The 26,256-nt window shown below is 24.0% G+C and carries 27 protein-coding genes and 1 rRNA gene (1 of these 28 running past the window's edge); 13 read left to right on the plus strand and 15 right to left on the minus strand.

Going from position 1 to position 26,256, the window contains the following annotated elements; genetic code table 11:
* Positions 1-283: ribosomal RNA gene (locus AC5SLN_RS00630) — 23S ribosomal RNA — on the plus strand; it begins 2,471 nt to the left of the window's first position.
* A gap of 443 nt (positions 284-726) precedes the next feature.
* On the opposite strand, the gene AC5SLN_RS00635 is transcribed toward AC5SLN_RS00630, so the two are convergent.
* From AC5SLN_RS00635 to AC5SLN_RS00675, 9 genes are read right to left on the minus strand one after another with little or no spacing between them, the layout of a single operon-like run.
* The gene (locus AC5SLN_RS00635; protein WP_494593568.1) at positions 727-1,554 is read right to left on the minus strand and encodes a phytanoyl-CoA dioxygenase family protein; all 828 of its coding nucleotides are present in this window, start codon (positions 1,552-1,554) and stop codon (positions 727-729) included.
* Positions 1,551-2,246 carry a cytidylyltransferase domain-containing protein gene (locus tag AC5SLN_RS00640; RefSeq protein ID WP_494593570.1) on the minus strand — a complete coding sequence of 232 codons (696 nt, stop codon included), beginning with the start codon at positions 2,244-2,246 and terminating at the stop codon, positions 1,551-1,553. The genes AC5SLN_RS00635 and AC5SLN_RS00640 overlap by 4 nt, the downstream gene beginning before the upstream one ends.
* A complete protein-coding gene (locus AC5SLN_RS00645) occupies positions 2,239-3,180 on the minus strand; it encodes a glycoside hydrolase family protein (protein WP_494593572.1) in 942 nt (313 codons plus the stop codon). The genes AC5SLN_RS00640 and AC5SLN_RS00645 overlap by 8 nt, the downstream gene beginning before the upstream one ends.
* Positions 3,146-3,769 (minus strand): methyltransferase domain-containing protein, encoded by a 624-nt coding sequence (locus AC5SLN_RS00650; RefSeq protein WP_494593574.1) that lies wholly within the window; start codon positions 3,767-3,769, stop codon positions 3,146-3,148. The genes AC5SLN_RS00645 and AC5SLN_RS00650 overlap by 35 nt, the downstream gene beginning before the upstream one ends.
* Positions 3,766-4,743 (minus strand): hypothetical protein, encoded by a 978-nt coding sequence (locus AC5SLN_RS00655; RefSeq protein ID WP_494593575.1) that lies wholly within the window; start codon positions 4,741-4,743, stop codon positions 3,766-3,768. The genes AC5SLN_RS00650 and AC5SLN_RS00655 overlap by 4 nt, the downstream gene beginning before the upstream one ends.
* Complete coding sequence (locus AC5SLN_RS00660; protein ID WP_494593577.1) at positions 4,725-5,696, minus strand: N-acetylneuraminate synthase family protein; 972 nt, start codon at positions 5,694-5,696, stop codon at positions 4,725-4,727. Before AC5SLN_RS00660 ends, AC5SLN_RS00655 begins: the two co-directional genes overlap by 19 nt.
* The gene (locus AC5SLN_RS00665) at positions 5,696-6,985 is read right to left on the minus strand and encodes an aminotransferase class III-fold pyridoxal phosphate-dependent enzyme (RefSeq protein WP_494593579.1); all 1,290 of its coding nucleotides are present in this window, start codon (positions 6,983-6,985) and stop codon (positions 5,696-5,698) included. Before AC5SLN_RS00665 ends, AC5SLN_RS00660 begins: the two co-directional genes overlap by 1 nt.
* A gap of 3 nt (positions 6,986-6,988) precedes the next feature.
* Positions 6,989-7,651, minus strand: a complete 663-nt coding sequence (locus AC5SLN_RS00670) for an acetyltransferase (protein ID WP_494593581.1) — start codon at positions 7,649-7,651, stop codon at positions 6,989-6,991.
* Positions 7,652-7,653: 2 nt separating this feature from the next.
* Positions 7,654-8,415, minus strand: a complete 762-nt coding sequence (locus AC5SLN_RS00675) for a phytanoyl-CoA dioxygenase family protein (RefSeq protein WP_494593583.1) — start codon at positions 8,413-8,415, stop codon at positions 7,654-7,656.
* Positions 8,416-8,628: 213 nt separating this feature from the next.
* Between AC5SLN_RS00675 and AC5SLN_RS00680 the strand changes: the two genes are divergently transcribed.
* The 7 genes from AC5SLN_RS00680 (at position 8,629) to AC5SLN_RS00710 (ending at position 15,170) form a co-directional block, all read left to right on the plus strand.
* Positions 8,629-9,291, plus strand: a complete 663-nt coding sequence (locus tag AC5SLN_RS00680; protein WP_494593584.1) for a WbqC family protein — start codon at positions 8,629-8,631, stop codon at positions 9,289-9,291.
* Positions 9,291-9,434, plus strand: coding sequence for a hypothetical protein (locus AC5SLN_RS00685; RefSeq protein WP_494593586.1), 144 nt, complete (start codon positions 9,291-9,293; stop codon positions 9,432-9,434). The genes AC5SLN_RS00680 and AC5SLN_RS00685 overlap by 1 nt, the downstream gene beginning before the upstream one ends.
* 34 nt (positions 9,435-9,468) lie before the next feature.
* On the plus strand, positions 9,469-10,182 hold the full coding sequence (locus AC5SLN_RS00690) for an aldo/keto reductase (protein WP_494594187.1): 714 nt from the start codon (positions 9,469-9,471) through the stop codon (positions 10,180-10,182).
* Positions 10,183-10,317: 135 nt separating this feature from the next.
* Positions 10,318-11,445 (plus strand): DegT/DnrJ/EryC1/StrS family aminotransferase, encoded by a 1,128-nt coding sequence (locus tag AC5SLN_RS00695; RefSeq protein ID WP_494593588.1) that lies wholly within the window; start codon positions 10,318-10,320, stop codon positions 11,443-11,445.
* An 84-nt stretch (positions 11,446-11,529) separates the two neighbouring features.
* Positions 11,530-12,546, plus strand: a complete 1,017-nt coding sequence (pseB, locus tag AC5SLN_RS00700; RefSeq protein ID WP_494593590.1) for a UDP-N-acetylglucosamine 4,6-dehydratase (inverting) — start codon at positions 11,530-11,532, stop codon at positions 12,544-12,546.
* A gap of 37 nt (positions 12,547-12,583) precedes the next feature.
* On the plus strand, positions 12,584-14,170 hold the full coding sequence (locus AC5SLN_RS00705) for a hypothetical protein (protein WP_494593592.1): 1,587 nt from the start codon (positions 12,584-12,586) through the stop codon (positions 14,168-14,170).
* A 46-nt stretch (positions 14,171-14,216) separates the two neighbouring features.
* The gene (locus AC5SLN_RS00710) at positions 14,217-15,170 is read left to right on the plus strand and encodes a hypothetical protein (RefSeq protein ID WP_494593594.1); all 954 of its coding nucleotides are present in this window, start codon (positions 14,217-14,219) and stop codon (positions 15,168-15,170) included.
* A 14-nt stretch (positions 15,171-15,184) separates the two neighbouring features.
* On the opposite strand, the gene AC5SLN_RS00715 is transcribed toward AC5SLN_RS00710, so the two are convergent.
* From AC5SLN_RS00715 to AC5SLN_RS00730, 4 genes are read right to left on the minus strand one after another with little or no spacing between them, the layout of a single operon-like run.
* Positions 15,185-16,651, minus strand: a complete 1,467-nt coding sequence (locus tag AC5SLN_RS00715; protein WP_494593596.1) for an adenylyltransferase/cytidyltransferase family protein — start codon at positions 16,649-16,651, stop codon at positions 15,185-15,187.
* Between the two features lie 4 nt (positions 16,652-16,655).
* Entirely contained in the window at positions 16,656-17,678 is a 1,023-nt protein-coding gene (locus AC5SLN_RS00720) for a transketolase C-terminal domain-containing protein (protein ID WP_494593598.1), read from the minus strand.
* Entirely contained in the window at positions 17,671-18,684 is a 1,014-nt protein-coding gene (locus tag AC5SLN_RS00725) for a thiamine pyrophosphate-dependent dehydrogenase E1 component subunit alpha (RefSeq protein WP_494593600.1), read from the minus strand. The genes AC5SLN_RS00720 and AC5SLN_RS00725 overlap by 8 nt, the downstream gene beginning before the upstream one ends.
* A complete protein-coding gene (locus AC5SLN_RS00730; RefSeq protein ID WP_494593603.1) occupies positions 18,656-19,624 on the minus strand; it encodes an NAD-dependent epimerase/dehydratase family protein in 969 nt (322 codons plus the stop codon). Before AC5SLN_RS00730 ends, AC5SLN_RS00725 begins: the two co-directional genes overlap by 29 nt.
* Before the next feature lie 116 nt (positions 19,625-19,740).
* Here AC5SLN_RS00730 and AC5SLN_RS00735 point away from each other — a divergent pair, with 116 nt between their 5' ends.
* Genes AC5SLN_RS00735 through AC5SLN_RS00755 form a run of 5 tightly spaced genes read left to right on the plus strand, consistent with a single transcriptional unit; the run spans position 19,741 to position 23,382 of the window.
* Positions 19,741-20,676, plus strand: coding sequence for a class I SAM-dependent methyltransferase (locus tag AC5SLN_RS00735; protein WP_494593605.1), 936 nt, complete (start codon positions 19,741-19,743; stop codon positions 20,674-20,676).
* 11 nt (positions 20,677-20,687) lie between these two features.
* Positions 20,688-20,816, plus strand: a complete 129-nt coding sequence (locus tag AC5SLN_RS00740) for a hypothetical protein (RefSeq protein WP_494593607.1) — start codon at positions 20,688-20,690, stop codon at positions 20,814-20,816.
* 40 nt (positions 20,817-20,856) lie between these two features.
* On the plus strand, positions 20,857-21,393 hold the full coding sequence (locus AC5SLN_RS00745) for a glycosyltransferase (RefSeq protein ID WP_494594189.1): 537 nt from the start codon (positions 20,857-20,859) through the stop codon (positions 21,391-21,393).
* Positions 21,393-22,283, plus strand: a complete 891-nt coding sequence (locus AC5SLN_RS00750; RefSeq protein ID WP_494593608.1) for an NAD-dependent epimerase/dehydratase family protein — start codon at positions 21,393-21,395, stop codon at positions 22,281-22,283. The genes AC5SLN_RS00745 and AC5SLN_RS00750 overlap by 1 nt, the downstream gene beginning before the upstream one ends.
* Positions 22,261-23,382: a UDP-galactopyranose mutase gene (locus tag AC5SLN_RS00755; RefSeq protein WP_494593610.1), complete on the plus strand. Its 1,122-nt coding sequence runs from the start codon at positions 22,261-22,263 to the stop codon at positions 23,380-23,382. Before AC5SLN_RS00750 ends, AC5SLN_RS00755 begins: the two co-directional genes overlap by 23 nt.
* A gap of 2 nt (positions 23,383-23,384) precedes the next feature.
* Here the strand turns inward: AC5SLN_RS00755 and AC5SLN_RS00760 are convergent, their stop codons facing one another.
* Together AC5SLN_RS00760 and AC5SLN_RS00765 are read right to left on the minus strand one after the other, a co-directional pair.
* Positions 23,385-24,890 carry a hypothetical protein gene (locus tag AC5SLN_RS00760; protein WP_494593612.1) on the minus strand — a complete coding sequence of 502 codons (1,506 nt, stop codon included), beginning with the start codon at positions 24,888-24,890 and terminating at the stop codon, positions 23,385-23,387.
* Between the two features lie 418 nt (positions 24,891-25,308).
* Positions 25,309-26,211 (minus strand): SDR family oxidoreductase, encoded by a 903-nt coding sequence (locus tag AC5SLN_RS00765; protein ID WP_494593614.1) that lies wholly within the window; start codon positions 26,209-26,211, stop codon positions 25,309-25,311.
* Positions 26,212-26,256 lie beyond the last annotated feature (45 nt).

Raw genomic sequence — 26,256 nt, forward strand, 5'->3', positions numbered from 1 at the left:
TCGGTCCCTATCTGCTATGCGTGTAGAAGAATTGAGAGGAGTTGACCCTAGTACGAGAGGACCGGGTTGAACATACCACTGGTGGACCTGTTGTGGCGCCAGCCGCAGTGCAGGGTAGCTAAGTATGGAAGAGATAACTGCTGAAAGCATCTAAGCGGGAAACTCACCTCAAAACTAGTTCTTCCTATAGAGCCGTGGTAGACCACCACGTTGATAGGCTGGATGTGGAAGCGCAGTAATGCGTGTAGCTGACCAGTACTAATAGCTCAATTGGCTTGATTTATGCACTGAAAAAAATTTTTAAGTAATTTTAAAAAAAATTGATATTTTATTTTATAACCCAAACTTAATCAGTTGAGTTTATTTTTAGATTGAAATACTAAGTAGAAAACTCACCTCAAAACTAGTTCTTCCTATAGAGCCGTGGTAGACCACCACGTTGATAGGCTGGATGTGGAAGCGCAGTAATGCGTGTAGCTGACCAGTACTAATAGCTCAATTGGCTTGATTTATACACTAAAATTTTTTTTTATCAAAATGAGATAAACACAATTTGAACTTATAATATTGATATTTTTTAAACGACAATAATAATTTCAATGACAAAAGTATTAGCATTAATCCCTGCAAGAGGTTGATCTAAGCGAATACTCAACAAAAACGTCAAATTATTTAATATAAGACCTTTGATAGAATAGTCTATAATAACGATGTAGGGATTAATTATTATTCTTTAGAAAATTTTTTTAGAAAATTATATCCACATTTTGTATTGATGCGATCCAATTCAGACTTTGGAGGAATTGAACAAAAACCTAAAACCTGTTTTTGTTTATTAGATAATTTCTTAAATATTTTCGGAGGAATTGATTTTACAAGATCTATCTGCTGTTTTAACCACCATTGAGAAAATAATGCATTAATTAACCATCTTGATTTTTTAGTTTTGTTTTCTTTTGTTCCGTGCCAAGTTCTGCTATCTAGAAATAATACATCACCAGCTTTAGCTTCAATGATTTTAACGTTTTTTAAATCTCTATTTGTGTATTTTCCAGATTGATGTGAACCAGGCACCACTATAGTTGATCCATTTTTTTCATTCATGTCCTCTAAAACAAACAGCACAAGTATTGATATTGGGAAGTTTCCTTGGAATGGTATCTGTGAATCAATATGCAAATCTAAAGCATAGCCACTTGATCTTGCACTAAAACTATTAAGAATATAATTAGGAACTTTATCTGGTAAAAATCTGTAATACCTATCATTTATTAAAGGTTTTAAAATTTTTTCAATTTGATTATTAGTAATTAGATCAATAAAGATCTTATTTTTATTTGGCAAATTATAAACTCTTAAGTCCTTGCCGTCTCTTTTTGGCAGACCTTTAAACATATTAGTGTCCATAACACTCTCTTTGTGGCATTTTTTTACCATCAAGAGCAATTTTTTTTTATGAGAAGGTTTTATAAGTTGTTTTGCATGGCAGAAACCATAAACTTCAATTTCTCTTATAAATTCATCAACTTTATTTTTATACAAATTTTTAATCATGATTTATGTAAATTTGCTTTGAATACATTTGTAGCTATATCCCAGTCCCTTTGAGTGTCAACGTCTATAGATTTAAAGTAATTTAAAATATATGGTGAAAAATTAAATTTCTTACTTTTAACATTTTTTTTGAAATATTCAGTTTTCCATCCCGCAAAAACTCCAACTTCCTGATAGCTTTTACCAAATGAATTTGAGTTTTTTTTCATTTTTTCAGGGAATATTGGTTTTAAAAAACCACCTTTTATTTTATAGCTCCATTCAATTGGTATTGAGTTTTCAGTTACAGTGGTAACAGCTTTTTTATTTTTTAATTTTTTAGCTGCTTCAATTAAATCTTTTTTATTAATTAATGGAGCGCAAGGCATCAAAATCCAAATTTCGTTATATAGTTTTTTACAGTTATAATTTTCAAAAATATAATTAATTACATTTAATAGTGGTGTATTATTTTTTGAGAGTTCCTTTGGCCTTTGATCATAGGTAATTTTTTTTTTATATTTCAATGATATTTTTTTAATAATTTTATCATTTGAAGATATTATTATATTTTTAAATAATTTTGAGTTTAATGCACTTTCAATAGAATATGTAATTATTGGTTTAGAAAAAAAAATTTTTGAATTCTTATTTTTTAATCTTTGTGAACCGCTTCGTGCCGGTATAACTAGAATGCGATTATTTTTATTCATCTAGATCAATATAAGCTAAGCCTATTCCTGTTTTTCCATACTCGTTTCCATTATATAGCATGAAAATTTTTTTATTTTCCACAAATACAAAAGGATAGCATTTCATTTTATTTTCCCATATTTTATTTTTGCCTAAAAAATTTACTAAATTATCCGCTCTTTTCCATTTTTTATTATCTTTTGAGTAGGCGAAACCAATTTTATATTCACTTGAAAATTTTTTATAACAATACCACATGCAATATATTCCATTAATTTTTTGAACAGATGGCCTTGCAATTGCATATTCATTATTACTTAAATAATTAATCTTAATATTATTATTTCTATTCCAATTTATTCCATCTTTGGATGTACAAAATTTAATATTATATTTTGGGTAACTTTCATTTCTATATTTAAGCCATTTATCACCCGAAACATACCACATATTAAATTCATTCTTTTCTCTAAGAATGCTTAAAGTTGCAGTAAGGAAAGGATCAATATTACTTCGATCTAAAATTGGGCATTTACTAACTTTTTTAAAGTTTTTTAAATTTTTAGATTTTGCCAAGCCAACAAAAAGAGACATTCTTGTTTTGCTGCCACTTCGCCAACCAACATAATACATGTTATAAAGATTTTTATATTTTATTACATAAGAGGGTGTAACACCCGAGTCATCAAAGAGGCCATCCTCTCCAGGTCTAAGAATTAACTGTGGTTTTTTATTTAAAATTGTTTTGTTTTTTAAATTAAAATCAACAAAGAATATATTTGACTCATTATTTTTATTACGTGATGAAAAAAAAATTCTTATAATATTATTTTTTAACTTATAAGCTGTTGGAACAGATGTGTGAGAATATTTTGAGTTTTTATTCAACTTAAATATTAGACCAGCCTTATTCCACTGATTAATTTTTTTTAAAAATGTAGATGATATATTCATATTTATTATAAGTGTGATTAATTAAAAAATTATTCATATTTGATAGTTTTAAAAATTTTTCCAATTTACCAAATGATAAATAAAAATTTTGATTATTTGTATGATCAGTCAAAGGACTTAATGTGTTGAAAGCCAACCCTTTATTTGTAAAACTAAAAGCTTTTTTTATAAATTTTATAAAAAATTGATACATTTGTTTTTCAGATAAATTTCCCTTTTGGGTAAAAATGCCGTTAATTATTGTATAATCAAATTTTAATTTTTTTTTTGTATTAATGATATCAACACAAAAATATTTATTTTTTGGAAATTTTTTTTTTGATATATTTATAAATTCCTGGGAAATATCAATTCCCGTATAGCTAAATTTCTTAATTTTATTTTTTTTTAAAAATTCATAAAAATGAGAAGTGCCACAACCTAAGTCTAAAATTTTCATCTTATTATCAATTGTAAAAATTTTAGAAAATTCTTTAAATCTTTTTATTTGATCTTTTGATCTTTTCCAGCCCATGCCTTTAAATGTATCACCAAATTTTCTGAATTCAGATTCATAAATAACATTTAATTTTGGTGAACATGTAATCATTTCAGTATCGAGTATATTTTTTTAATACTTTCATTGTTAAAATTTTTGAAATTTTTTTTAGCATTTTTATGTAGTAATAATCTAATTTTTTTATCTTCAAATATAAAATTTAATTTTTTTATAATATCTTTTTTTTTACATGCAATAAAACCATATTTTATATTTAAGTTTTTATTCAAATTATATTGGAATTGATCAAGGCAAATAGCCAAATTTGGTAAATTTACAATTGATGACTCATATTTTGTCATGCCACCGCTTGATATTAAAAAATCAATACAATCGGCAAAATTTGTAAAATTACTATTTTTATAAATTTTAAAATTTTTGTTTTTACAAGAATTTAAAAGATTAATTTCAGTAGCATTTTTTACAAAAAAATAGATTTTTATATTCTTATGTTTTTCAAAATAATTGATTAATATTTTAATAATTTTCAAATTTTTTGTTCCACCAAGTTGAACTGCAATTGCATGAATTTTTTTTTTATAAACAAATTTTTTTTTTATCTTTTTAAAAAAAAATTCTGTACCAATTATTTTTTTTTGCTTGTGGATTTTTGAATTATTAAATGCTGTTTTAGGATATGGTCTGTAAATATATGAAAATTTAGTATTCGGATTCTTTAGATTATCCCAACAAATTGTTTGATAGTTTCTTTTTATAAAAAAATTATAAATATTTGATAATTTTATCTTAGTGTTTAATTTATTATCAATATCAAATAAAATATTTTTACAATTATTTTTTTTTAGCAATTTATTAATTTTAATTAAATTTTTTTGTTTTTCACTAAAAATGTAAGATGGATAATTTAGAATAGAAGACTTTTTATTAATAAAAAAAAATACCTTAATTTTTTTTTTAAAAGTATCAGCAAAGCTAATGCATCGATAAATATGACCTAGGCCAATTTTATTATTATTATTATTTACAAATATTGCTATTTTTTTTTTTAAAATATGTCTTTCCATTTTAACACTGAGCCAGATTTTAAATTTCTATTTAACTTCATCTTTCCCAGTTTATTTAAATATTTTGAGGGAATTCCAATTTGCGGTTGCTTAATACTAAAATCTTGAGGTTTGACTTTTGAATTTTTTTTTAGATTTTTATTTAAGTATAAAGAGTCTCTTCTGCAAAATTTTAGTTCATTTTTTAGAGGCTTCTTATCGTAACTACCAAGCATTTTATTTACTCTTTTAATCGTTAATGACATTTCTTTAAATTGAATTGGGTTTAAGGCATAAAAGTGATCAGGTCCTTCCAAAGAATTATCAATAGTAAAATGCTTTTCAATTATTTTTGCACCTTTTGATACCGCTACTAAAGTGCTAATAATTGATTTTGAATGATCACTAAAACCCACTTTGTAATTAAATATTTTCTTATATGTGTCTATAACGTTTAAGTTTAATTCATTATCAAGTGTTGGATATATTGACGAACATTGGAGTATAAATATTTTATTATTTCCGTTATATTCAATTAATTCAATTGCCTCATATATTTCTGAGAGATTGCTCATGCCAGTTGACAAAATAATTGGCTTATTTGTTTTAGCAGATTTTATGATTAAGTCGTGGTTAATGACTTCACTTGAAGCTATTTTTATTGCATCAATTTTTTTTATTATTTCAGGTTTAAGATCGTTAGAATTAAAAAAACTTAGTATAAAGTCTATTTTTAATTTTTTACATAACTTTTCAATTTGATTAATCCACTTTAAGTTAAATTCAAATTTTTTGATATATTTATAGTTTTTTGTGTTCTTTTTAAAAAAATATTTAGATTTAAATACTTGAAATTTTACTGCATTTGCACCTGATTTTTTTGCTTGAATTATATGGTCTTTCGCTAATTCTAATTTTCCATTATGATTAGAACCAATTTCAGCAATTATATATGTTGAATTTTTTAATCTCATTAATTTAATCTCGAAAAGTGACTTTCAACGATTTCTGATTTTAGATACTTTTTAATATCATCACCTTTTTCAACTTTATTAATTATTAAAAATATATCATTTAATTTATCAAAATAATTACTTAATTTTCTATTAGTATGCTTTGTTGATACATAAAAAATATTACTCGCAAGAATTTTATGTTTTAAAAATTCTTGAGCTATTAAAGTTTTATATACTAAATTGTTAGTTTCAAAAACCATCGTAGGGATTGAAGGTATACCCAAAATTCTTATTTTTACTTTGTTTTGATGTGCAATTCTTTTCCATTTGTTGATTATTTCCTGGCCTTGAGACTTTATAATTTTCCATGAATTTGTTTTTTTCATTTCTCTCAAAGTTGCAATACCAGCAGCAAATCCCACTCTCTCACCCCAAAATGTGCTACTTATAAAACTATCTTTGGAATTTAGCATTAATTCCTTTTTACCCACTATTGCATTAATGGCATATCCATTACCTATTGCCTTACCATACATTGCTATATCTGGATATACTTTATAATTTTGATGTAGACCACCATAATTTTCTCTAAATCCAGTTGTACATTCATCAAAAATCAAAATTATATTTTTCTTATCACATAAATCTCTAATTTTTTTCAAAAAGTCATTTTTTGGTTCAATGTATCTTTTCACTTCCATTATGATGACACCAATTTTTTTATTTGATATTAATTTTTTTAGACCATCAAGGTCATTGTATTTAAATGGGAAGGAAGTATTAACAAAACTGTTTGGGGTTCCCTTGACGTTAATACCCTCAATTAAATGTCCATCTAAAGATTTTTTTGACGTTAAATTACTAGAAACATACCAGTCGTGCCAACCATGATAACCACAAAATGCTATGTTTGTATTTTTTGTATTACATCTAGCAATCCTTACTGCTATTGAGTTTGCCTCACCACCACCTCTAGCAAACTTAACCATACCAGCCCATTTGTTAGCTTTTAAAATTTCTTCAGCAAACAGAATTTCTTCTTTACAATTAAGTGAACTCATAACACCCTTGTCGATAGCTTTCTTGACATAATTATCTATATTTTTATTACAGTATCCTAATACGTTGGTTCCAACTGCAAAAACACAATCAGTATATTTATTATTTTTTTCATCAAATACATTAATATCTTTAGCTTTTAAAAAATGTGTTGGCCATTTTTTTGGAAGCCATAACTGAGGTCTTTTTGATATAAGTGTATTACCACCTGGAATAATTTTATTTGCTTTAAACCAAAGTTTTGACATGTTTTATATTTTTCCTAAAATTTTTTTGGTAATTGGATTGCTAGGCTCATATATTTTTGACTCGGGTGATAATACAGCTGAGTTTGATTTAATATTCTTTAATACTGTAGCCCCCATAGAAATAAGAACACTATCTCCTATTGAAATAAATTCTTTAGTACAAGAATTTACCCCAAAAAAACAATTTTTTCCTATTTTTACATTTCCACTTATAGTAACACCTGAGCTTATATAGGTATTATTGTCTATTTTAGAGTTATGACCTATGTGATTGCCGCTCCACAAAAATACATTATCTTTAATTTCAACATCTTTTTGAATAGTTTGATTTTCCAGTATTAAACAATTTTCTCCAATGATAGCCTCGTTTGAAATATAAGAATTTTCATGAATGAAAGAAGCAAAGGTAAAACCAAGCTTCTTAAAAATTTCATATTTAGACTGTCTTACTGTGTTCATTTTTCTATATGATAATGCAACAAAAATATCAAATTCCTCTTTATTAAAATTTAAAAGTTCACTAAAGCTTAATATTGGAGTGCTTTTGAAATGACTTTCTCTAACATTCTCATCATCAACACAAAAATGAGTAACATTTTCTTTGCCAAAATAATATTGAGAAATATCTGCAAATTCTCCATTTCCAAAAATGATAATTTTTTTCATATTTAAATTAAATATTTTTTTTGATTATTTAAAACATGAGAAGATAGTACATTTTTATAACTTTTATTAAATTTTTTATTATCGTAAAAATCATTATATCTAATTTGAATACTAGCTCGTGGTTTGGTTGAAAGATTATTCCCGCTTCTATGAAGTAAGTATTGACTAAAAACTAATATTTCATTTTCTTTTAAATATACTTGATCGAACTTATATTTATCACTTACCACAGCGGTATAGGTTCCCATCTTGTTGTCAGTAAATTTATATATTTTTTTTTTAAAAGTTTTGCAAATTTCTAAAGGTCCATCAATTTCATTAACTTTACTTAAATTAAACCAAATGGTTAGAGAATTATTAGATATCATAGAATACCAAATATCTTGATGTAAAGACGTATTAAGTTTCTTACAATTTGGCCTATCCAATCTTAAAGCAATACTTGTACCAATTGTTGGGTATTTAATTCCTAGTTTTTTTATAATTTTAATGAAAGTTTTGTTTGTAATAACTTCACTTACATCATGTAGATCTGGAGCGACATCATATAGTTTAGATATTAAATTAGTTTTTAGCTTCTTATCAACGCTGTACAAATATTCTATAACATTGTCAAAATTACTGAATTTTTTTCTTTTTTTGGTATTTAGTTTTATTATATGATTAGATGCTTTAATTATAGATGCTCTTAGTTTTTTTTTTATCAAGTGTATTTCTTTAGATGAAACTATAATATAACCTTTTTTTCTTATTAGATTGTTCATATTTTGGTTCTACTCACAAAGTTAACAAAATATATTAACTAAAATTAAAAATCTAAGATTATATAAAAAAAATTTTATAGCAAACAATTTTTAGATAATAGTGATATAAAAATTCCAAATAGAGTATGTTCAAAAAATTCTGTAATAAACAAAAAATGTTAATGAGTTTTTGTTCTATACGTAAGGCTATGATATGTTAATAAAGTAAATCGTATGACAACTGCAATTATGCAACCAACATATTTACCTTGGCCAGGATATTTTTCTTTAATAAAAAATGTCAAAAATTTCGTATTTTTAGATGATGTTCAATTTCAAAGGAGATCATGGCAATGTAGAAATTATATAGAAATTCAAAATAAAGCAAAAATATTGTCAGTTCCAACTAAAAATAAGGGAAATTTTAATGAAAATATTAATGAAATCAAAATAGATTATACGTCTAATTGGAAAAAAAAACACCTCTCAACAATAAAACACAATTACAAAAAATATAAGTACTTCAACGAGGTTTTTAGTATTTATGAAAAGCAGGTACTTTCTAATTATGAAATGATTTCGGATTTAAATATAAATTTAATTAAAGAAATATCTTTTTATCTTAAATTAAATGTTAACTTTTTAATTTCATCTGAAATCAATATAAATAAAAAAAAGGATGAAAAAATAGTAGAGATCTTAAAAAAAATTTCATCTAATGATTATATTAGCCCTCCTGGTTCAAAAAATTACATTGAATTAAATGATAGATTTAAAAAAGAACATATTAAAATTACTTACCAAAAATATAAAAAATATGATTTATTAAATGATAAAAATTTATCAATTTTGCATTTTTTGTTTAAATTTGGCAATTCGTTTGTTGATAATATCTAATGAATAATAATTTTATTAAAAAAATTATGATTGGAACAGCCCAATTTGGGTCAATATATGGTGTATCTAATAAAAAAAAAATTAGCAAAAAAGAAATAAAAAAAATTTTTTATTTTTTAAAAAAAAAAAATTCAAAAATTTGATACCTCTGAAAATTATGCAGATGCAGAATTAAAAATTGGAAAATATAATAAAAAAAAAAAATTTACAGTTAGTACAAAAATTTCATCACTTAAAAAAGTTAAACAAAAAGACTTAGAAAAAAAAATTAATTCTAAAGTTGAAAATATGTGTAAGCGGTTGAATACTAATAAAATAAATTATTTATTATTACATGATTTTAAAGATATTTTGAGTAAGAATAATAAGTCAAAAAAAATCATTAATATATTAAGAAAAATAAAAAAGTCAGGAAAAATTTTAAATTTTGGGGTTTCTGTATACTCTTCCAAGGATACAGAAAAAATTATTAAGAATCATAAGATAGATTTTATACAAATTCCATTTAATTTATTTGACCAATCATTATTGAATAAAAATTTTTACAAAAAATTACTTAAAAAAAAAATTGATATTCATGTTAGATCTATATTTTTACAAGGTTTAGTTTTCATTAATTACAAAAAAGAAAAAAATAAAAAAATTTTAAAAATAACAAAAAAATTAAACCTTTTTATTAAAAAGAAAAAACAAGAAAAATTGAAATTACTGATTAACTTTATTAAAAAATATAATTTTTACAAAACAATTGTAATTGGTGTAAATTCATTAAATCAACTAAAGGAAATTATTAAAATTTTTGACCAAAGGGATAATTATAATAAAGATCAATTTTCACAATATAAAACAAGCGATAAAACTTTAATTGATCCACGAAACTGGAAAGTTTAATTAAAAAATTTTATTAATAATACATATTATTCTGTGCAATATTTAGAAAAATAAATCAATTTCAATTATTTGTGCTACTAGTAATTTTGCAAATAAGATTTGTTTATATATTAATGTTCATATAAACACTGACTAATGATTAATTATTGCAAACACAAAATAACGTCAGAAGATAAAAAAAAAGTAAACAAGGTTCTTTCTTCAGATTTTTTAACCCAGGGACCTGAGGTTTTAAAATTTGAGAATAAATTAAGTAAAGTATTTAGTGCAAAGTATGCAAAAGTAGTAACGAATGCAACATGTGGTCTTTATCTTGCGGTTAAATCTTTAAATTTAAAGAAAGGTTTTAATGCCATTGTAACTGCAAATAGCTTTGTAGCCTCTGCAAATTGTGTATTAATGAATGGCGGAAATATTGAATTTTGTGATATTAATATTGACAATTTTAATATTTGCACTGAAAGTTTAGAGAAAAAACTTAAACAAAAAAAAATTGATCTAGTAGTTGCTGTTGATATTGCTGGAAATCCATGTGACTGGTTAAAATTAAAAAAATTATCTAAGACATATAATTTTAAAATTATAAATGATAATTGCCATGCAATAGGAACAAAATATCTAAATAAAATTAATTATGCTGTAAAATATGCAGATTTAGTGGTTCATAGCTATCATTCTATTAAAAATATTACTTCAGGTGAGGGAGGCTCTATACTTACTAATAACGCTAAATATTATCGCAAAATAAGTAAAAGTTGTAGTCATGGAATTGAAAAAAGAGGAAAAAAATTTCCTTGGCATTATGAAATTAATGAAATCGGGTATAATTTCAGACTAACAGATTTTCAGTGTGCTTTAGGTTTATCACAATTGAATGATTTAAATAAAAAGATTTCTAGAAGGAGAAAAATAGCAAAAATTTACGATGATTTTTTTAAAAAAGATAGTAGATTTAAAATTCAAAAAATGAGAAAAAAATCAATTTCTTCATATCATCTATATATTGTTTTATTTCCATTTAAAAAATTAATTCAAAAAAAATTTTTTTTTGAATATTTTGCTAAAAAGGGATTTAAACTTCAAACACATTATATACCAATTTATAAGCACAACGTTTATGCAAAGCTAAAAAAAACTTTCAATTTTCCAAATTGTGAAAATTATTATATTCAATCGGCAAGCTTACCTTTGTATGAAGATTTAAAATTAAAAGACATTAAAAGAATTATAGATTTAATAAATAATTATGATTTTAATAAATAAATTAGAAATTCTTGAATTAAGAAAATGGAAAAAAAACTAGCTAAAATCTTGAGCAAATGCTAAAAGAATAAAATATAATCTATAATGTTAAATATTAAAGGCTCTTCAATATTAATTACTGGTGGTACTGGTTCATTTGGTCAGGCAATGACAAAACACCTATGTGATAGAATTAAAAATATAAAAAGATTAGTTATATTTAGCAGAGACGAACTCAAGCAATCTAAAATGCAGGAAAAATTTCCTCAAAAAAAATATCCATTTATTAGGTTTTTTATAGGTGACGTTAGAGATGAAAAGAGAATAACCAGAGCTTTAAAGGGAATAGATATAGTTATTCATGCTGCGGCTTTAAAACAAGTAGTGTCTGGAGAGTATAATCCTTTCGAAGTAATCAATACAAATATTATTGGTGCTCAAAATGTTATAGAGGCATGTCTTAATACTGATGTTAAAAAAGTTGTTGCACTTTCTAGTGATAAAGCGTCATCACCACTAAATTTGTATGGAGCAACTAAACTTTGTGCGGATAAGCTATTTATTGCTGCCAACAATTACACAGGCAAAAAGAAATTATCTTTCTCAGTAGTGAGATATGGAAATGTAATGGGGAGCAGAGGAAGCGTTATACCTCTCTTTATAAAACAAAAAGAAAAAGGTATTTTAAGTATAACAGATAAAGAAATGACTAGGTTTAATATTACAATGACGGAAAGTATTAATTTAGTTATTTGGACTATTCAAAATTCATACGGTGCAGATATTATTGTGCCAAAAATTCCATCTTATCGTATAATTGATGTTGTCAAAAGTATCTGTGAAAATTGTAAAATTCAAATAATTGGAAAAAGACCTGGAGAGAAATTGCATGAAGAAATGATTAGTTCAGAAGAGTCATCGAACACTATTTCGACTAAAAAGTATTACATTATTTTACAACAGAATAATCATGCTCAAAAAAAATATTATAATAAAAAACTTTTTTCAAAATCTTTACCTAAAAATTTTTCATATTACTCAAAATCTAACTCGACATTTTTAAGTGTAGCTGATCTCAAAAAATTGATTAAAAATAGTAAAACTATTAATGAAAAAATTTAATAATTAAAAATTTTAATTAGATTAAACAGTAAATAGAATGAATTTTTTAGAGAAGTTGATAATTAGAAATAAGACAGCTTCCTTTTTTTCAAATCTATTTAGTTCTTCAAGATTAAATCAGGGAAGTGATAAAACTATACTCTTAGAATTTAATAGTTGGACATTTAACCATATAGCCGCGTCATATATTTGCAATATTCTATCAAAAAAACATAAGGCAAAAGTAGAGGGGTATCCAGGTTATCAATTAATAGGATCAAAATTAAATCAGTCTTTTATTCAAAAACTTTATTGGAAGTTGGGTAATTTATTTTCACTTCGATCATTTGGGATTTATAAATCATTTGGTGTTAAAAATATTTTTTGGCCTAAGATGGATTATAAAATTGAAAAAAATGCTTTAAAGGAATTTAAAAATTATAACAAAAAAATAAAATCAAAAGAAAAATTAGAAAACTATAAAATTAATAATATATTAATTGGAGATCTAATTTATGACAGTTTTTTAAAAAAAACTTTATATCCAACAATAGATATAAATTCTGACGAATTTAAAGAATTTTTTTTGGACTCTATTAAGCTATTTTTTTACTGGGAAAATTTTTTTTTCAAAAAAAAAATTAGTTCTGTTATTTCTTTTCATGGAGTTTATCTGGCAGCCATGCCTTTAAGATTTGCTATTAGTAAAAATTTACCTGCTTATGTTGCTAATATTGAAAAACTATATTGTTTAAACAAAAATAAAATACTTCCTGGATTTGAATATACAGATTACAAAAAAATATTTAATGGTTTACCAACTATACAAAAAAATGATAAATTGAAATTTACAAAAGAAAAGTTACTAAAAAGATTTAATGGTCAATTGTCTAGCGATCTTGTTTATGTATCAAGAAATGCATATGGCAAAATTAAAAATAAGAGAATATTAAAAAAATCTAAAAAAATAAAGATATTGATTGCACCACATAGTTTTTGTGACTCACCCCATGCATTTGGCAATGCTTTTTTTACTGATAATTTTCAGTGGTTAGAAAGTTTAGGAAAAATATCTAATGAGACTAATTACGATTGGTATATAAAATGTCATCCTGATTATACTACATATTTTGATAACACTATTGATTTGGTAAAAAGGTATGTAAAAAGATATCCTAAAATTAATTACATAGATAATAAAATATCTCACAATCAATTAATTAAAGAAGGTGTAGATTATGTACTGACAGTTTATGGGACGATAGCTGGTGAGTATCCATTCTTTGGTATAAATGTTATAAATGCATCAAACAATCATACTCAAATAAATTATGATTTTACAATAACACCAAAGAATAAAAAAAATTACTTGGAATTTCTAAAAAACTTAAAAAAACCACGTAGTGTAAAAAATCAGAAACAGGTTTTACAGCATAGTTATATGAAGTATGAATATTTTAACAATAGATGGTTTTTCAATGATCTAAATAAAGTTAAACATGCAGTAGGAGGGTTTAGAAATTTTTGCAGAATGGAATTATATAAATATTGGATAAGCAATTTTAATATGAAAATGCATAAAGATAAATATATCAAAATAAAAAAATTTATTAACTCAAAGGAGTATATTTTAATAGATAATTAATAATTATCAAAAAAGTTTAGTAAAGTCTAAATGATTGTATGGAAACATGTTAAATTTAGTTAAGGATATTGTAAATCCTAAGAATTGGTTAAAACTTCTAAAGGATCCAAAAAAAATAAAAAATTTTATTAATAGACTGAATTATTATCCTGGGTTAAAATTTGCATATTCAAAATCACGATTTTATCGTTATTTAGAGATTTTTTTTTTAATAAAGTTAGCAAAAAAAAATAAAGCTTTTCAAAATTTTTTTTTTAACACTAATAATGAAAAATTCGAAAATTTTAGATTCTTATTTGATCCTATTAACAATATAAACAAAAATCAGGAAAAATGTTTATCACATTGTGGAATAATTATTCTAGAAAATATTTTAGAAGCACAAGATTACAAACATATTAAAGATTTAATAGATAATATTTCTGATGAAAATGATAATCTAGACAAAAATGTTGTTGGAAATGCACATGTTAAAAAAATTTTAAAAAATATTAAAATAGATGAAAAACATTTATTAATATCAATTAGCAATAAAATTACGCAAGCTGTTTATGGTGCTCCAGTTAAACCTTCTATTTCAGTCTTAACAAGTATACCAAAAAAAATACCTGAGCCAGATGTACCTGGGGACAACATTTATCATGTTGATAGATATTTGCCAAATATCAAAATGTTCTATTATCCTGATGATATAAAATTAGGTGAAGGACACTTTGATTTTGCTTTAGGATCTCATAAGATAGATTATCAGTATTTGAAATTTTTTAACAATAATGAACAATGGATTTTTGATGAACGAAATCCTAATAGTAAAAAATTTATGAAATTTAAAAATAATATTACAGTGAAAAAAAATTCTTTAATTGTAGCTTGTACCAATGGTTTCCATAGAAGATCAAAATTTACGATTTTTAAAAAAAGGAATGTTTTGACTTTTTTATATCCAGCTTTTAATTTTAGCTCATTAATTAATTTTAAAAAATATAATAATTATTTTTAAGACTAAAATTTATTTTAAATTTTTCTTATACTAATTATATTTTGAATGGTTTTTTCTTTAGAGATTATATTTTTATTTCCAAGGCCTTGTCCATGCATACCGGCATATAGATTGCCAATAAATGGAATCAATATATCTGGTGTATTTTCCATGAGCAACAATGAGGTCAAAATAAAATATGCATCACCACTTCCTGTTGTATCATTTACTGACTTAACAAAAACAGGTGTATTTATAATATTATTTTTTTTAATAAATGTAGCACCAAGCTGTCCTTTGGTTATGCTCTTATTGGGTATATTTCTTAGTTTATTTTTGATTGTATTTATATTTAAATCCCTCATATTTAACCCAAGTGACCACTCTCTATTATCTAGACTTAAATAAAATGAGTTTGTAAATTTTGTAAAAAGATTGAATCCATAATTTACGGAATTTGTTTGAACATTAATAAATTTTTTAACTTTATGATTATTTAAAAGTTTTAATAATTTTTTTTCAAATAAGCCAACGCCAAAGTCACAAATAATTAAATTGTCTTTGATTTTTTTAATTACATTAAGTGATTTATTTATTTCACTATTTGTAAATACATTCTTACTTAAATTTGTTATTTGTAATAATTTTTCTCCCCTATTAGAATTTATAAAACGAGTTTTTGTTTGTATTTCTTTATTTTTTGATAGAGATATTATTTTAATATTCTTTATAGGGTAAATTAATTTTTTTATTACTTTTGGATCACCATAAGTGTATAAATTTATTTTTTTTACAAATGTAGAAGCCATTTTTGCCACTGCAATAACACCACCTGATATTGCTTTATTATTTTTTGAAAGTATGGATATTGCAGGATCTTTAGTCGTTGTACCAAGGATGTCACACTCTTCATATTTATCAATTATAGGTTCACCAATTATGTTTATCTCTCTTTTAAGTAAACTATCAAATATTTTTACAATATCATTTAGATTAATTTTACTAATTTTTTTTAAAACTTCCTTTTGTTCTGATGTCCATTTATAATTATTATTAAATAACTTTGTTGAGCTAAGAAGTTTTGTTGTAGTAAAAATAAGTTGGCCTTTATTTTTCTTTAATTCGTCTATCTCTTTTTTTAAATTTCCATGCACATCATTTTCAAGATAATCTTTTCCTTTAAAATAATAATTTGGTTTTAGATTTTTAATTACTTTTATTGCATCTTTATTTTCATTTAAGTAAACATGATCTATAATTTTAATAGAATTTAAAACTGATATTCTTTCATCGTTTGAATTAAGGGGTTGCCGAGGTCCTTTATTGACATATTTTTTTTCTGTTATACTTACAACCAAAATATCAACTTTTTTTTTGGCATTTTTAAAATGCTCTATATGCCCATTGTGTAATATATCAAATACACCATGGCAAAGACCTACTTTTTTTTTTGAGTTTTGCTTTCTTAAAGTTCTTAATTGATTTTCATTTTTCAACTTCATTAATCTAGTATGGACCAAAAAACCCTTGGTCGTCATTTATATTGTTATTTTTTTTTTTAATATTTAAAAGCTTACAGCATTCATCATATATGATTTGAGTACTAGGATAAAATTGTTTTTCTAACTCAACAGAAACTGGTGCTGGTAAAAACTTATTACCTATTTTTTTTATTATTTTATTTTTAAATTTATCAGCAATAAGAGAATATATTTCACTGGTAAGTCCACCACTTACATGATCTATATCAACTATCATAATTTTATCATGTTTTTTAACAACTTTTAAAATTTTATTTTTATCCAAAGGATTCAAGGATACTAGGTCCAATATAGTAATTTTTTTATTATGGTTTTTTTTTAACTCATCATAAATTTTTAAACATTGTATTGTGCCATAAGATAGTGTGATTATGCAAAGCTTATTACCTTTAGTTATAATATTTGCTTTTCCATAAAGAAATTTTTTATTTTTATTTTTTTCTCTAATATCAAATAAACTTCTATGTTTTAATATTATTGACGGTTTCTTTGATTGAAGACAATAATTATATACATTTTTAACATCTGAAGGAAAAGTTGGTAAAAAAATATCGAATCCTGATAGACGGCTAAAAAAGTTATGGAATGATTGTGAATGAGTTGCACCTTGCCCCCATCCTCTTCCAATTACAGCTGTAATTACTATGGGACATGTGCCTGAATTTCCATCAAACATATATTTCCATTTATCAATTATGTTTACTATGGGGTCAAATGCTAGCAATAGAAAATCACATCTATTGTTAACAAATAATGGTTTTAGACCTGATATAGCTGCGCCAGCAAGAATTGTACAAAGACCATTTTCCATTGCTGGTGATTGTAAAAATTGTTTTGGATAGTTTTGATAGGGTTTTTTTAAAGAGCCAAACACCTTAGAGGAATAGTTTACTTCCAAACCTGCAATCAGTATTTTTTTATTTTTTTTCATATTCAAGCATAGTGTTTCACCTATAGTTTCAGAATATGTTAATTCTTTTTTAAACATTTTTATAAAGATCTTTTTTTGTTGGATATTTTGCTTTTGTTGCTTTCAAATAACTATTATCTACAATTTTCTTTACAGAATTTTCTATATATAAAATTTTTTTTAAACTTAATTTTTTTATTAGTTTTTTCTTATAATTGTTTACAGGGCAAGCTTTTTTCCAATGTTCTACTTCATCATTTTTTCTGTAATTTCTACCTTGTTCAACGTCATAAAAAGGACCACAATGCTCAAGCCATCTATAAGTTATAAATTCAATAAAAACAGGTCTTGAGGATTGTCTTATATAATCTATGGCTTTTAAACTTTTATCATAAACTTCTGAAATATTATTACCATCAACTTTAAAATACTTTATTCCAAGTGATTTGATTATTTTTTGGTAATTAACTTTTTTCATATATCCTTTATAATTAGGCATTTCAGTAGAATAAAAATTATTTTCATAAACAAATAGTGTTGGTATATTTTTAAGAGATGAAAAATTTAGCGCTTCATATGCGGCACCTTCTTCTAGAGAAGCATTTCCAAAAAAAGCAACAGAGATATTATTTTTTTTTAAAACTTTAAATGATAGTCCTGCACCCACAGCCAATCCTAGTGATTGTGCTAATATTGCTGTGCTACTAAATTTATACTTTTTGTCAATAGATAGGTGAACTGAGCCTCCCTTACCCCCACTAACCCCATCTTTTTTGCCCATTAATTCACAAAAAAGTTTATAAATGCTGCCTTCAAGAGCTATAAAAGGTAAATGACTTCTATGGTGACAAAACACACTGTCATTTTTTATAAGATTTAAACAAACTCCTACAGCTACTGCTTCTTGACCTATACCAAGGTGAGTTGGTGTACGCATTTTTTTTTGTGGATAAATATCTCTTATAAATTCTTCAGTATACCTGCTTAAATATAATTTTTTATAAATATTGGATAAAAAAAAATTTGTTTTATTGTTAAAAATTTTATTAAAATTTTTATTTAGTCTGTATGGTGATTTTATCATTTTCTAATATTTTTTTTAACCATTCTACTGAAAAATTATTTTTTCTTATAATTAATTTTTTATTATTAAAATTTTCTTGGATTTTGAGTATTGCATCTCTAACTTTAAATGATGGTTTAAAACCAGTCTTTAAAAGTTTTGATGAGTCTAATCTATAAGATCTTATATCTTTAGTTTTTGTCACAATTATTTTCGAAGGAATTATTTTTTGAATTGTTTTGGCTATAGCTAAAATGGACATATTTTCAAAGCCAGCATTATATACACCTGGTTTTGTATTTTTATTTTTCAAAAGGTGCACAAAAACACTTACAAGATCTTGTATATGTATATTTGGTCTTATTTGTGAGCCACCATGAACAGTAATTTTTTTTGATTTTAAGGCCTGTAATGTAAGCATATTAACAGATACATCGAATCTCATTCTGGGGGATAATCCACATACAGTAGCTGGCCTCACACAAAAGACTTTAATCTTATCTTTGTAACTTAACAAAACTCGCTCAGCTATCATTTTTGTTTTATTATAAGTTGATATTGGCTTGAGATCTAAATTTTCTGTTACTTTTTTTTCTTTTTTAACACCATATACACTTCCGGAACTAGCAAAAATAATTTTTTTCACTTTATTTTTTATAGCTTTTTCTATTAAAAATTTTGACGCTAAAGTGTTAACCTCCCAAGAAAGTTGGGGATCAAGTTCCACAGCTGGATCATTTGCAATATTTGCTAGGTGAATAATCGTATCAATTTTTTTAAAAGAAATTTTGTCAACGTTTCTTATGTCTTCTTTTATAATATTTATTCTAGAATTTTTTGGGAGATAGTTTCCAAACCACTGTGTATCAATAGCAGTAATAATATTTTTTTTATCTTTCACTAGTTTTTCGATCAATACAGACCCAATATATCCACAACCACCCAAGACAAGAATATTCATAACTAAATAAATTTTTTAAAAACTTTCTTATTTGATTTTACAAAATTAATTTTAATAAAACTTTTTTTTTCTTTATTAACTGATACAGTATATATATAATTAATTCACTTATTCATATGGGATTTTGTAGACAAAATATAAAAACATTATTTTTTGAAAATAACTATAAGCCAATAAAAGGCAACTTTTTATGCCTAGGAAAACAAACAGTTAACCTAGATATTGAAGAATTAGAAAAAATATTTAATAAAAAATACATCATTAATAAAAAAACAATAGATAATAAAACCAAACACGCAAAACAAACTAAAAATACCAGAATTACAGATAAATATTTTTTAGAACAAACTTTTCCAGTTAAATATCACTCTTTAGATATCAGCAAATATGAAGATGCTAGTATTATTGGTGATCTAAACCAAGATTTACCAAAAAAATACCATAAAAAATTTGATTTTATTTTTTCTGGTGGTGTGTTGGATAATTTATTCAATCCCTCGAAAGCTTTAATGAATATTTCCAAGTTATTAAAAGATGATGGTAGAATTTTAATTTGGGAACCAAGCAGAGGACTTGTTGGCTCAATGTTAAATTTTACTCCAGAATATTTTTATTCTTATTTCGGTATAAATAAATTTGAAGATTACAAGGTTTATTTACTACATCATAAAAAAGATCCAAAGAAAAAGAGGCATGCATTTGATTATAAGGTTGATGTATTTTCTTATAATCCTAAATTTACACGTAAAAAAAATTTTGATTATCTGAAATCATCTAATAGCTGCAATGGTATACATTATGTACTTGCTGTAGCTGAAAAATCCAAAAAAAGTACCACTAATAAAATTCCTATTAATCTTCATTACATAAACTTTATTAAAAAAAAATCTTCTAAAGATAAAAATCTTTCTTGGGATAAGTTTAAAACTAATTCTAAAAGACCTTTTCTTGGAAGTTATTTGAATTTAAATAGTAAATTATTTGTGAAAAAAAAAATAAAAGAAATTCCTTATAATACAGACCATTATAAACACTTGATAAGTGAATTTTAGTATTTTTAAAAATGAAAATTGCAGTACTAGTTCCATTTTATAATGAAGGAGAAAACTTAATTTATTTTATTAATGAATGGGAGAAATTTTTAAAAAAAAAAAAAATTAAGAAGAAATTTATTCTTTTTCTTTATAGATGATGGGTCTATAGATAAATCAGCCAATATTATAAGAGATAATATAAAAAAAATTTCATATAAAATAATTAAGAAAAAAAACTCTGGGCATGGAGATACCTGCAAGTATGGCTATCAACTTATTACAACGAAATATGCTCAATATAGTTATTTACTACAAATAGATAGCGATAACCAATGTGATCCTAAATATTTAGAAAAATTTATAAAATCAGCAAAAAATAATTATAACTTTATTTTTGGATACAGAAACACTAGGGATGATGGTTTTATTCGATATCTTACGTCAAAAGTTATGGCTTTAACTTTTTATTTAAAAAAATTTATATATATAAAAGATTTAAATACCCCCTATCGAATGATGAAAACAAAATTTTTAAAAGAGATAATAAAAAATATAAATAAAAACAAAAATTTTAAGAAAATTGAACTTTTTAATTGTTTATTAACGTATCAAATAAAGATTAAATATTCTATAAAATGGCATGATATTAATTTCAGAAATAGAACGTATGGTAGCTCTAAGTTTAATTTTATAAAAATGTTTTTAATGTTTTTTAACTTTATTTCAAAGGTTTGATGAAAAAAGAAGTTGTAATAACTGGAGGGCTTGGTTTTATTGGCAGTGCTTTTGCTGCCTATTTGGATTCTATGGTCAAAGATCATACGATTATCATACTCGATAAGTCAAAAAAAAATTTATCTAGAATAAATCTTAAATCAAAAAAAAATAAAATTAAAATAATAATTGCTAATACGCTACAAATAGAAAGTAAATTAGAAATATTTAAAAATATAACTGCTGTTTTTCATTTTGGTGAATTTTCAAGAATTGTTAAAAGTTTTAAGCATTATAATGAATGCTTTGTTAGTAATACACTTGGAACTTTCAAGGTACTAAAATTTTGTAAAGAAAGAAATATAAAGATTATTTATTCAGCGTCATCTAGTAAATTTGGAAACAATGGAAGAGATGAAAACCTTTCTCCATATAGCTGGACTAAGAGTAAAAATATTGAATTAATAAAAAATTTTAATAAATGGTATAAACTAGATTATGAAATAGTTTATTTTTTTAATGTTTATGGCCCAGGACATAGTCATTTTGGAAAATTAGCTGCGGTAATTGGAATTTTTGAAGGTCAATATTTAAAGAATCAACCTTTAACCGTAGTCGCACCAGGAACTCAATCTAGAGATTTTACACATATCAAAGACATTATAAGAGGAACTTATTTAGCTTGGAAAAAAGATCTAAATAAAGAATATCTCTTAGGAACAGGAAAAAAATATCAAATAATTGAAATAGCAAAACTTTTTAATCATAAAATAAACATTATACCATTCAGAAAAGGTGAGAGGTTTAGTTCTTTAAAAATAAGCAATGATGCTTATAAAATATTAGGATATAAACCAAAAATTAAAATTGAAGATTATATAAAAAAATTTGTCAAAAATAATAAAAAATAAAAAAGTTTTAATAGTTGGAGCTGGTCCTGTAGGATGTACTATTGCTGAAATTCTATCAAACAAAAAATTTAATATAGAAATAATTGACTCAAGAAACCATATAGCAGGAAACTGTTATGATTATAAGGATAAATTTGGAATTCTAGTTCATAAGTATGGTCCTCATTATTTTAGAACAAATAAAAAAAGAATAATTAACTACCTCAACAAATTTACTAAATGGATACCAGGAAAATATATAGTTAATGCTTTTGTGGACAAGGAGTATTATGATTTCCCTATCAATTTAAATACTATAAATAAATTTTTTAATAAAAATTTTAATTCTTCACAGGCTAAAAGTTTTATTAATAAGATATCTTTAAAAAATAAAAATAAAAAAAATTTTGAAACCCACCTTACTTCAACAATAGGAATAAAACTTTATAAAAAATTTTATAAAAATTACACAATTAAACAATGGGGTATTAATCCAAGATTAATCAATGAATCTGTTGCTAAAAGAATACCATTGAAATTCAATAAAAATAAAGATTATATTTTATCTAAATTTAAGTTAATGCCAAAATATGGTTTTACAGAAATGTTTAAAAAGATGATTTCAAAAAAAAATATAAATATAAAATTAAAAAAGAAATATAAATTTTCAGAGAAAGACTTGAAAAAATTTAATTTTATTATCTACACAGGACCCATTGATGCATTTTATGATTATAGATTTGGAAAACTAGGATGGAGGTCACTCAAATTTAAATTTAAAACATTTAAACAAAAATATAAACAACACTGCCTACAAATAAATTATCCTAATAACTTTAATCACACGAGAAGTGTGGAATATAAATATGTGACTAATCAAAAGTCAAATTTCACAACCTTGTCTTATGAATACCCAATGTCAACAGGAGATCCTTATTATCCTATTTCAACCATCCAAGATAAAAAGATATTAAAAACTTATCAGGAAAAATCAAAAATATTAGAAAAAAAAGGTATTTATTTTGCAGGTAGACTTGCAGAGTATAAGTACATAAATACTGACCAGGCTATAGAAATTGGTTTAAAAACAGCAAAAAAAATTTTAAGTAAAAAAATTTAGAATTAAGATTTACCCAATATATTTAGAAGTAATAATTTTTCACCATTTTTGCCTAGTGTTTTTTTATCAAATAAGTTAATTGAATGATTAATTTTTAAATCATTTAAAGTTTTTTTAATTATTTTTTCCTCATTTTTACAGTTTTTGTCCGAACAAATAAAAACAGTATATTTTTTTTTTGTAAAGTCATATTTTTTTAGATCTAAAAAAAATTCTTTTTGGTATTCTAAGTATTTTGAGTTTAAATATGTCCAGAAATTTAGATCCCAAAATCCTGATGTTTTCTTTGTTATTACTTGAGAGACCCTACAGTTTTTTTCATGAATATATGGAAGCCAAGCTCCAATTTCCCATGCATAGTAAGAGTTGATCTCCCCACATTCAATTTTATTTTCATTTATATAATTTGCTAGATTTTTTGAATTACTATAAATATTCTTTGTCTCTTTAATAGCGTAAGAAAATGTACCTATAGTTGAAACCAACAAAACAAAAGTAATCATATATTTTTGAATATTATATCTTTCAAGTATTTTGAGTTTAAAAAAGTTATTTTTTTCCTTATTGATAAAAAAAGAATAAACATTAACTAGAAATAAAATATTCATAAAAATAAAAAAGTTACCATATGTTTGATTTATTCTTGTAGAAAAAAGAAATAAATAAATAAAAAAAATAGTTGTTAAAGACATTATTAAAAAATATTTTTTTTTAAAATATAAATTCTGCACTGTTAAAACTAAAAAAATATATATCAAAATTATGTAAAAACTTGAGACATCAATTTTTGTTATTTTATCAAAAAATTTAAATCCAGATCCAATAATAAAAATTAGCATTATAAATAATAAAAAATATTTAAAAATATTAAAAATATTGAAAATTTTTATCTCAGAAAAATTAAAATTATTTTTATTTATAAATAAAGATTTGATATTTATTAAATATAGAATTATTGAAAAAATAAAATAATGTCTAATTGAATGATGACTCGTAATAGAAAAAAACAGCAGATAAATAATTAAAGTACTTAATAAAATAATTAATAATGAAAATTCTTTTTTTAAATATAAAGTTAGGATACTTAAGTATAATATTGTTGTTGATATTATAGCTAAAAAACTTGATAGATAAAACGGGATTGAAATGCTTGTTGCAATATTAAAATCTTTAAAAATATTATGTATATAAGCCTGAGCAAATAAAAATTTATACCAAGTTTTAAAGATGAAATATGAATGGTTTAACTGAATATTATTCCAATTTCTGCCGTCATAAGGAAATGTGTAGTAAAAAAAGGAAAAACAACAAACCCCAAAAATTAAAAAGTAGATTATTTTATTTCTAAGCAAATCTTTTATTGTTTCTTTTAAATTTGCAATAAGATAGCTAAATAAAAAAAACAAACCAAAAATTCCACATATCGATAAAACAAAGAATGCAAATTGTTTTAAGAGATTATTTTTACCATCAAATAAGATTAAATAAGCAATAGGTGGAAATAACATTATATAATACCTATTAACTATTCCATAATAGAAAATAGGATAAGACAGCATAAAAAGTATTATAATATAAAAAGGTGTCTTTGATTTTAGCAAAATATAAAAAGTTATAGAATACAGGGTTATATTAAAAAATTTTAAGGCGTATATTTTATTTTCAAATAAAGAAAATAATAACTTTAATATAATGGGATGCGTTGGAATCAGTCCCTCCACTCTTGAGTGAGTTACCAATTGATAAAAAGAAAGTTCTTTTGCAATTTGAATATAGTGCCCTTCATCCCTCCATAACTCATGATTGTAGGAACTTATAACTAATAAAAAAACAGCCGCACAACAAATTAAAGCCTTTATAAATAGATTGATAAATTTTTTTTCAAAAATAAAATTCATATTTTTTTTCAATCAATAGTATTTACAATTACCATTTATTAAAAAATTTTTTGGTAAAATTCATAGTGTGCTCTTTTAAATCTTTATTTTTATGAATTTCATTCCAATATTTTACAATTCCACTCTTAATATCAGTTTTACTTTTAAATTTTAGATTGTTCATTTTTTTTGTATTAAGAGCTTTTTGTTGATAATTATAGTACTTGTTGTGATTACTTTGGCTATAGCTTTTTAAAACTTTGGCTTTAGATTTAATTTTAGTGATCTTTTCGCAAATTTTTAAAACTTCCTTATTTTCATATTTTTTTCCTGAACTAATATTAATTATTTCACCATATCCTTTCACACTCCATTTGGTGACTAATTGATCAATAATTTTACACAAATCATCTATATACAAATAATCTTGATGACCTTTAAATATAGTAAGTTTATTTTTTAAAAGTAGATGTCTGAATATAAAGGGTAAAAGTCTGGATTGATTTTCATACGGTCCATAAACAGTAAATGTTCTCAATATTACTGATTTAATTTTAAATTCTTTTGAAAAAGATTGTAAAAGCATAGTTGCTGCAGCTTTTGTCCCCGTATAAATTGAGCATGGATTAATTACTTGATTTTCTGATGGAGATAATTTGGAATTACCATATTCACCTGAGCTACCAAAGTGAATAATTTTTGCTTTTGATTTTTGATTTAAATAATTTTCTAAAAGTCTGTAAACAAGTAAGGTGTTGCTGTAAAACATTTTTTTTTCATTATAGATATCTGCAGCACAATTTATAATTACATCAAACTTTTTAAGATTTATTTTTTCTAATTCATCCTTTCTTCCAATTAATTTAAGCTTGTGAAACTTTAAACTTTTTTCAAGGCTTCTTCCAAAAAAACCATTTTTACCAATAATTAATATTTTTTTCTTAAGTGGCATTAATTAATACTGCAATTTATGAAATAAAAATTTTTATGAATTTCT

It is taken from the genome of Candidatus Pelagibacter sp. PS_31 (assembly GCF_059417865.1).

Bases quoted from the DNA above. Each gene is read 5' to 3' on its own strand.
- AC5SLN_RS00670 (WP_494593581.1), bottom strand. From the start codon at position 7,651: ATGAAAAAAATTATCATTTTTGGAAATGGAGAATTTGCAGATATTTCT.
- AC5SLN_RS00685 (WP_494593586.1), top strand. From the start codon at position 9,291: ATGAATAATAATTTTATTAAAAAAATTATGATTGGAACAGCCCAATTT.
- AC5SLN_RS00760 (WP_494593612.1), bottom strand. From the start codon at position 24,890: ATGTTATTTCCACCTATTGCTTATTTAATCTTATTTGATGGTAAAAAT.
- AC5SLN_RS00660 (WP_494593577.1), bottom strand. From the start codon at position 5,696: ATGAGATTAAAAAATTCAACATATATAATTGCTGAAATTGGTTCTAAT.
- AC5SLN_RS00655 (WP_494593575.1), bottom strand. From the start codon at position 4,743: ATGGAAAGACATATTTTAAAAAAAAAAATAGCAATATTTGTAAATAAT.
- AC5SLN_RS00680 (WP_494593584.1), top strand. From the start codon at position 8,629: ATGACAACTGCAATTATGCAACCAACATATTTACCTTGGCCAGGATAT.
- AC5SLN_RS00635 (WP_494593568.1), bottom strand. From the start codon at position 1,554: ATGATTAAAAATTTGTATAAAAATAAAGTTGATGAATTTATAAGAGAA.
- AC5SLN_RS00675 (WP_494593583.1), bottom strand. From the start codon at position 8,415: ATGAACAATCTAATAAGAAAAAAAGGTTATATTATAGTTTCATCTAAA.
- AC5SLN_RS00715 (WP_494593596.1), bottom strand. From the start codon at position 16,651: ATGAAGTTGAAAAATGAAAATCAATTAAGAACTTTAAGAAAGCAAAAC.
- AC5SLN_RS00710 (WP_494593594.1), top strand. From the start codon at position 14,217: ATGTTAAATTTAGTTAAGGATATTGTAAATCCTAAGAATTGGTTAAAA.
- AC5SLN_RS00705 (WP_494593592.1), top strand. From the start codon at position 12,584: ATGAATTTTTTAGAGAAGTTGATAATTAGAAATAAGACAGCTTCCTTT.
- AC5SLN_RS00740 (WP_494593607.1), top strand. From the start codon at position 20,688: ATGAAAATTGCAGTACTAGTTCCATTTTATAATGAAGGAGAAAACTTA.
- AC5SLN_RS00725 (WP_494593600.1), bottom strand. From the start codon at position 18,684: ATGATAAAATCACCATACAGACTAAATAAAAATTTTAATAAAATTTTT.
- AC5SLN_RS00695 (WP_494593588.1), top strand. From the start codon at position 10,318: ATGATTAATTATTGCAAACACAAAATAACGTCAGAAGATAAAAAAAAA.
- AC5SLN_RS00645 (WP_494593572.1), bottom strand. From the start codon at position 3,180: ATGAATATATCATCTACATTTTTAAAAAAAATTAATCAGTGGAATAAG.
- AC5SLN_RS00640 (WP_494593570.1), bottom strand. From the start codon at position 2,246: ATGAATAAAAATAATCGCATTCTAGTTATACCGGCACGAAGCGGTTCA.
- AC5SLN_RS00730 (WP_494593603.1), bottom strand. From the start codon at position 19,624: ATGAATATTCTTGTCTTGGGTGGTTGTGGATATATTGGGTCTGTATTG.
- pseB (WP_494593590.1), top strand. From the start codon at position 11,530: ATGTTAAATATTAAAGGCTCTTCAATATTAATTACTGGTGGTACTGGT.
- AC5SLN_RS00720 (WP_494593598.1), bottom strand. From the start codon at position 17,678: ATGTTTAAAAAAGAATTAACATATTCTGAAACTATAGGTGAAACACTA.
- AC5SLN_RS00735 (WP_494593605.1), top strand. From the start codon at position 19,741: ATGGGATTTTGTAGACAAAATATAAAAACATTATTTTTTGAAAATAAC.
- AC5SLN_RS00765 (WP_494593614.1), bottom strand. From the start codon at position 26,211: ATGCCACTTAAGAAAAAAATATTAATTATTGGTAAAAATGGTTTTTTT.
- AC5SLN_RS00750 (WP_494593608.1), top strand. From the start codon at position 21,393: ATGAAAAAAGAAGTTGTAATAACTGGAGGGCTTGGTTTTATTGGCAGT.
- AC5SLN_RS00650 (WP_494593574.1), bottom strand. From the start codon at position 3,769: ATGATTACATGTTCACCAAAATTAAATGTTATTTATGAATCTGAATTC.
- AC5SLN_RS00665 (WP_494593579.1), bottom strand. From the start codon at position 6,985: ATGTCAAAACTTTGGTTTAAAGCAAATAAAATTATTCCAGGTGGTAAT.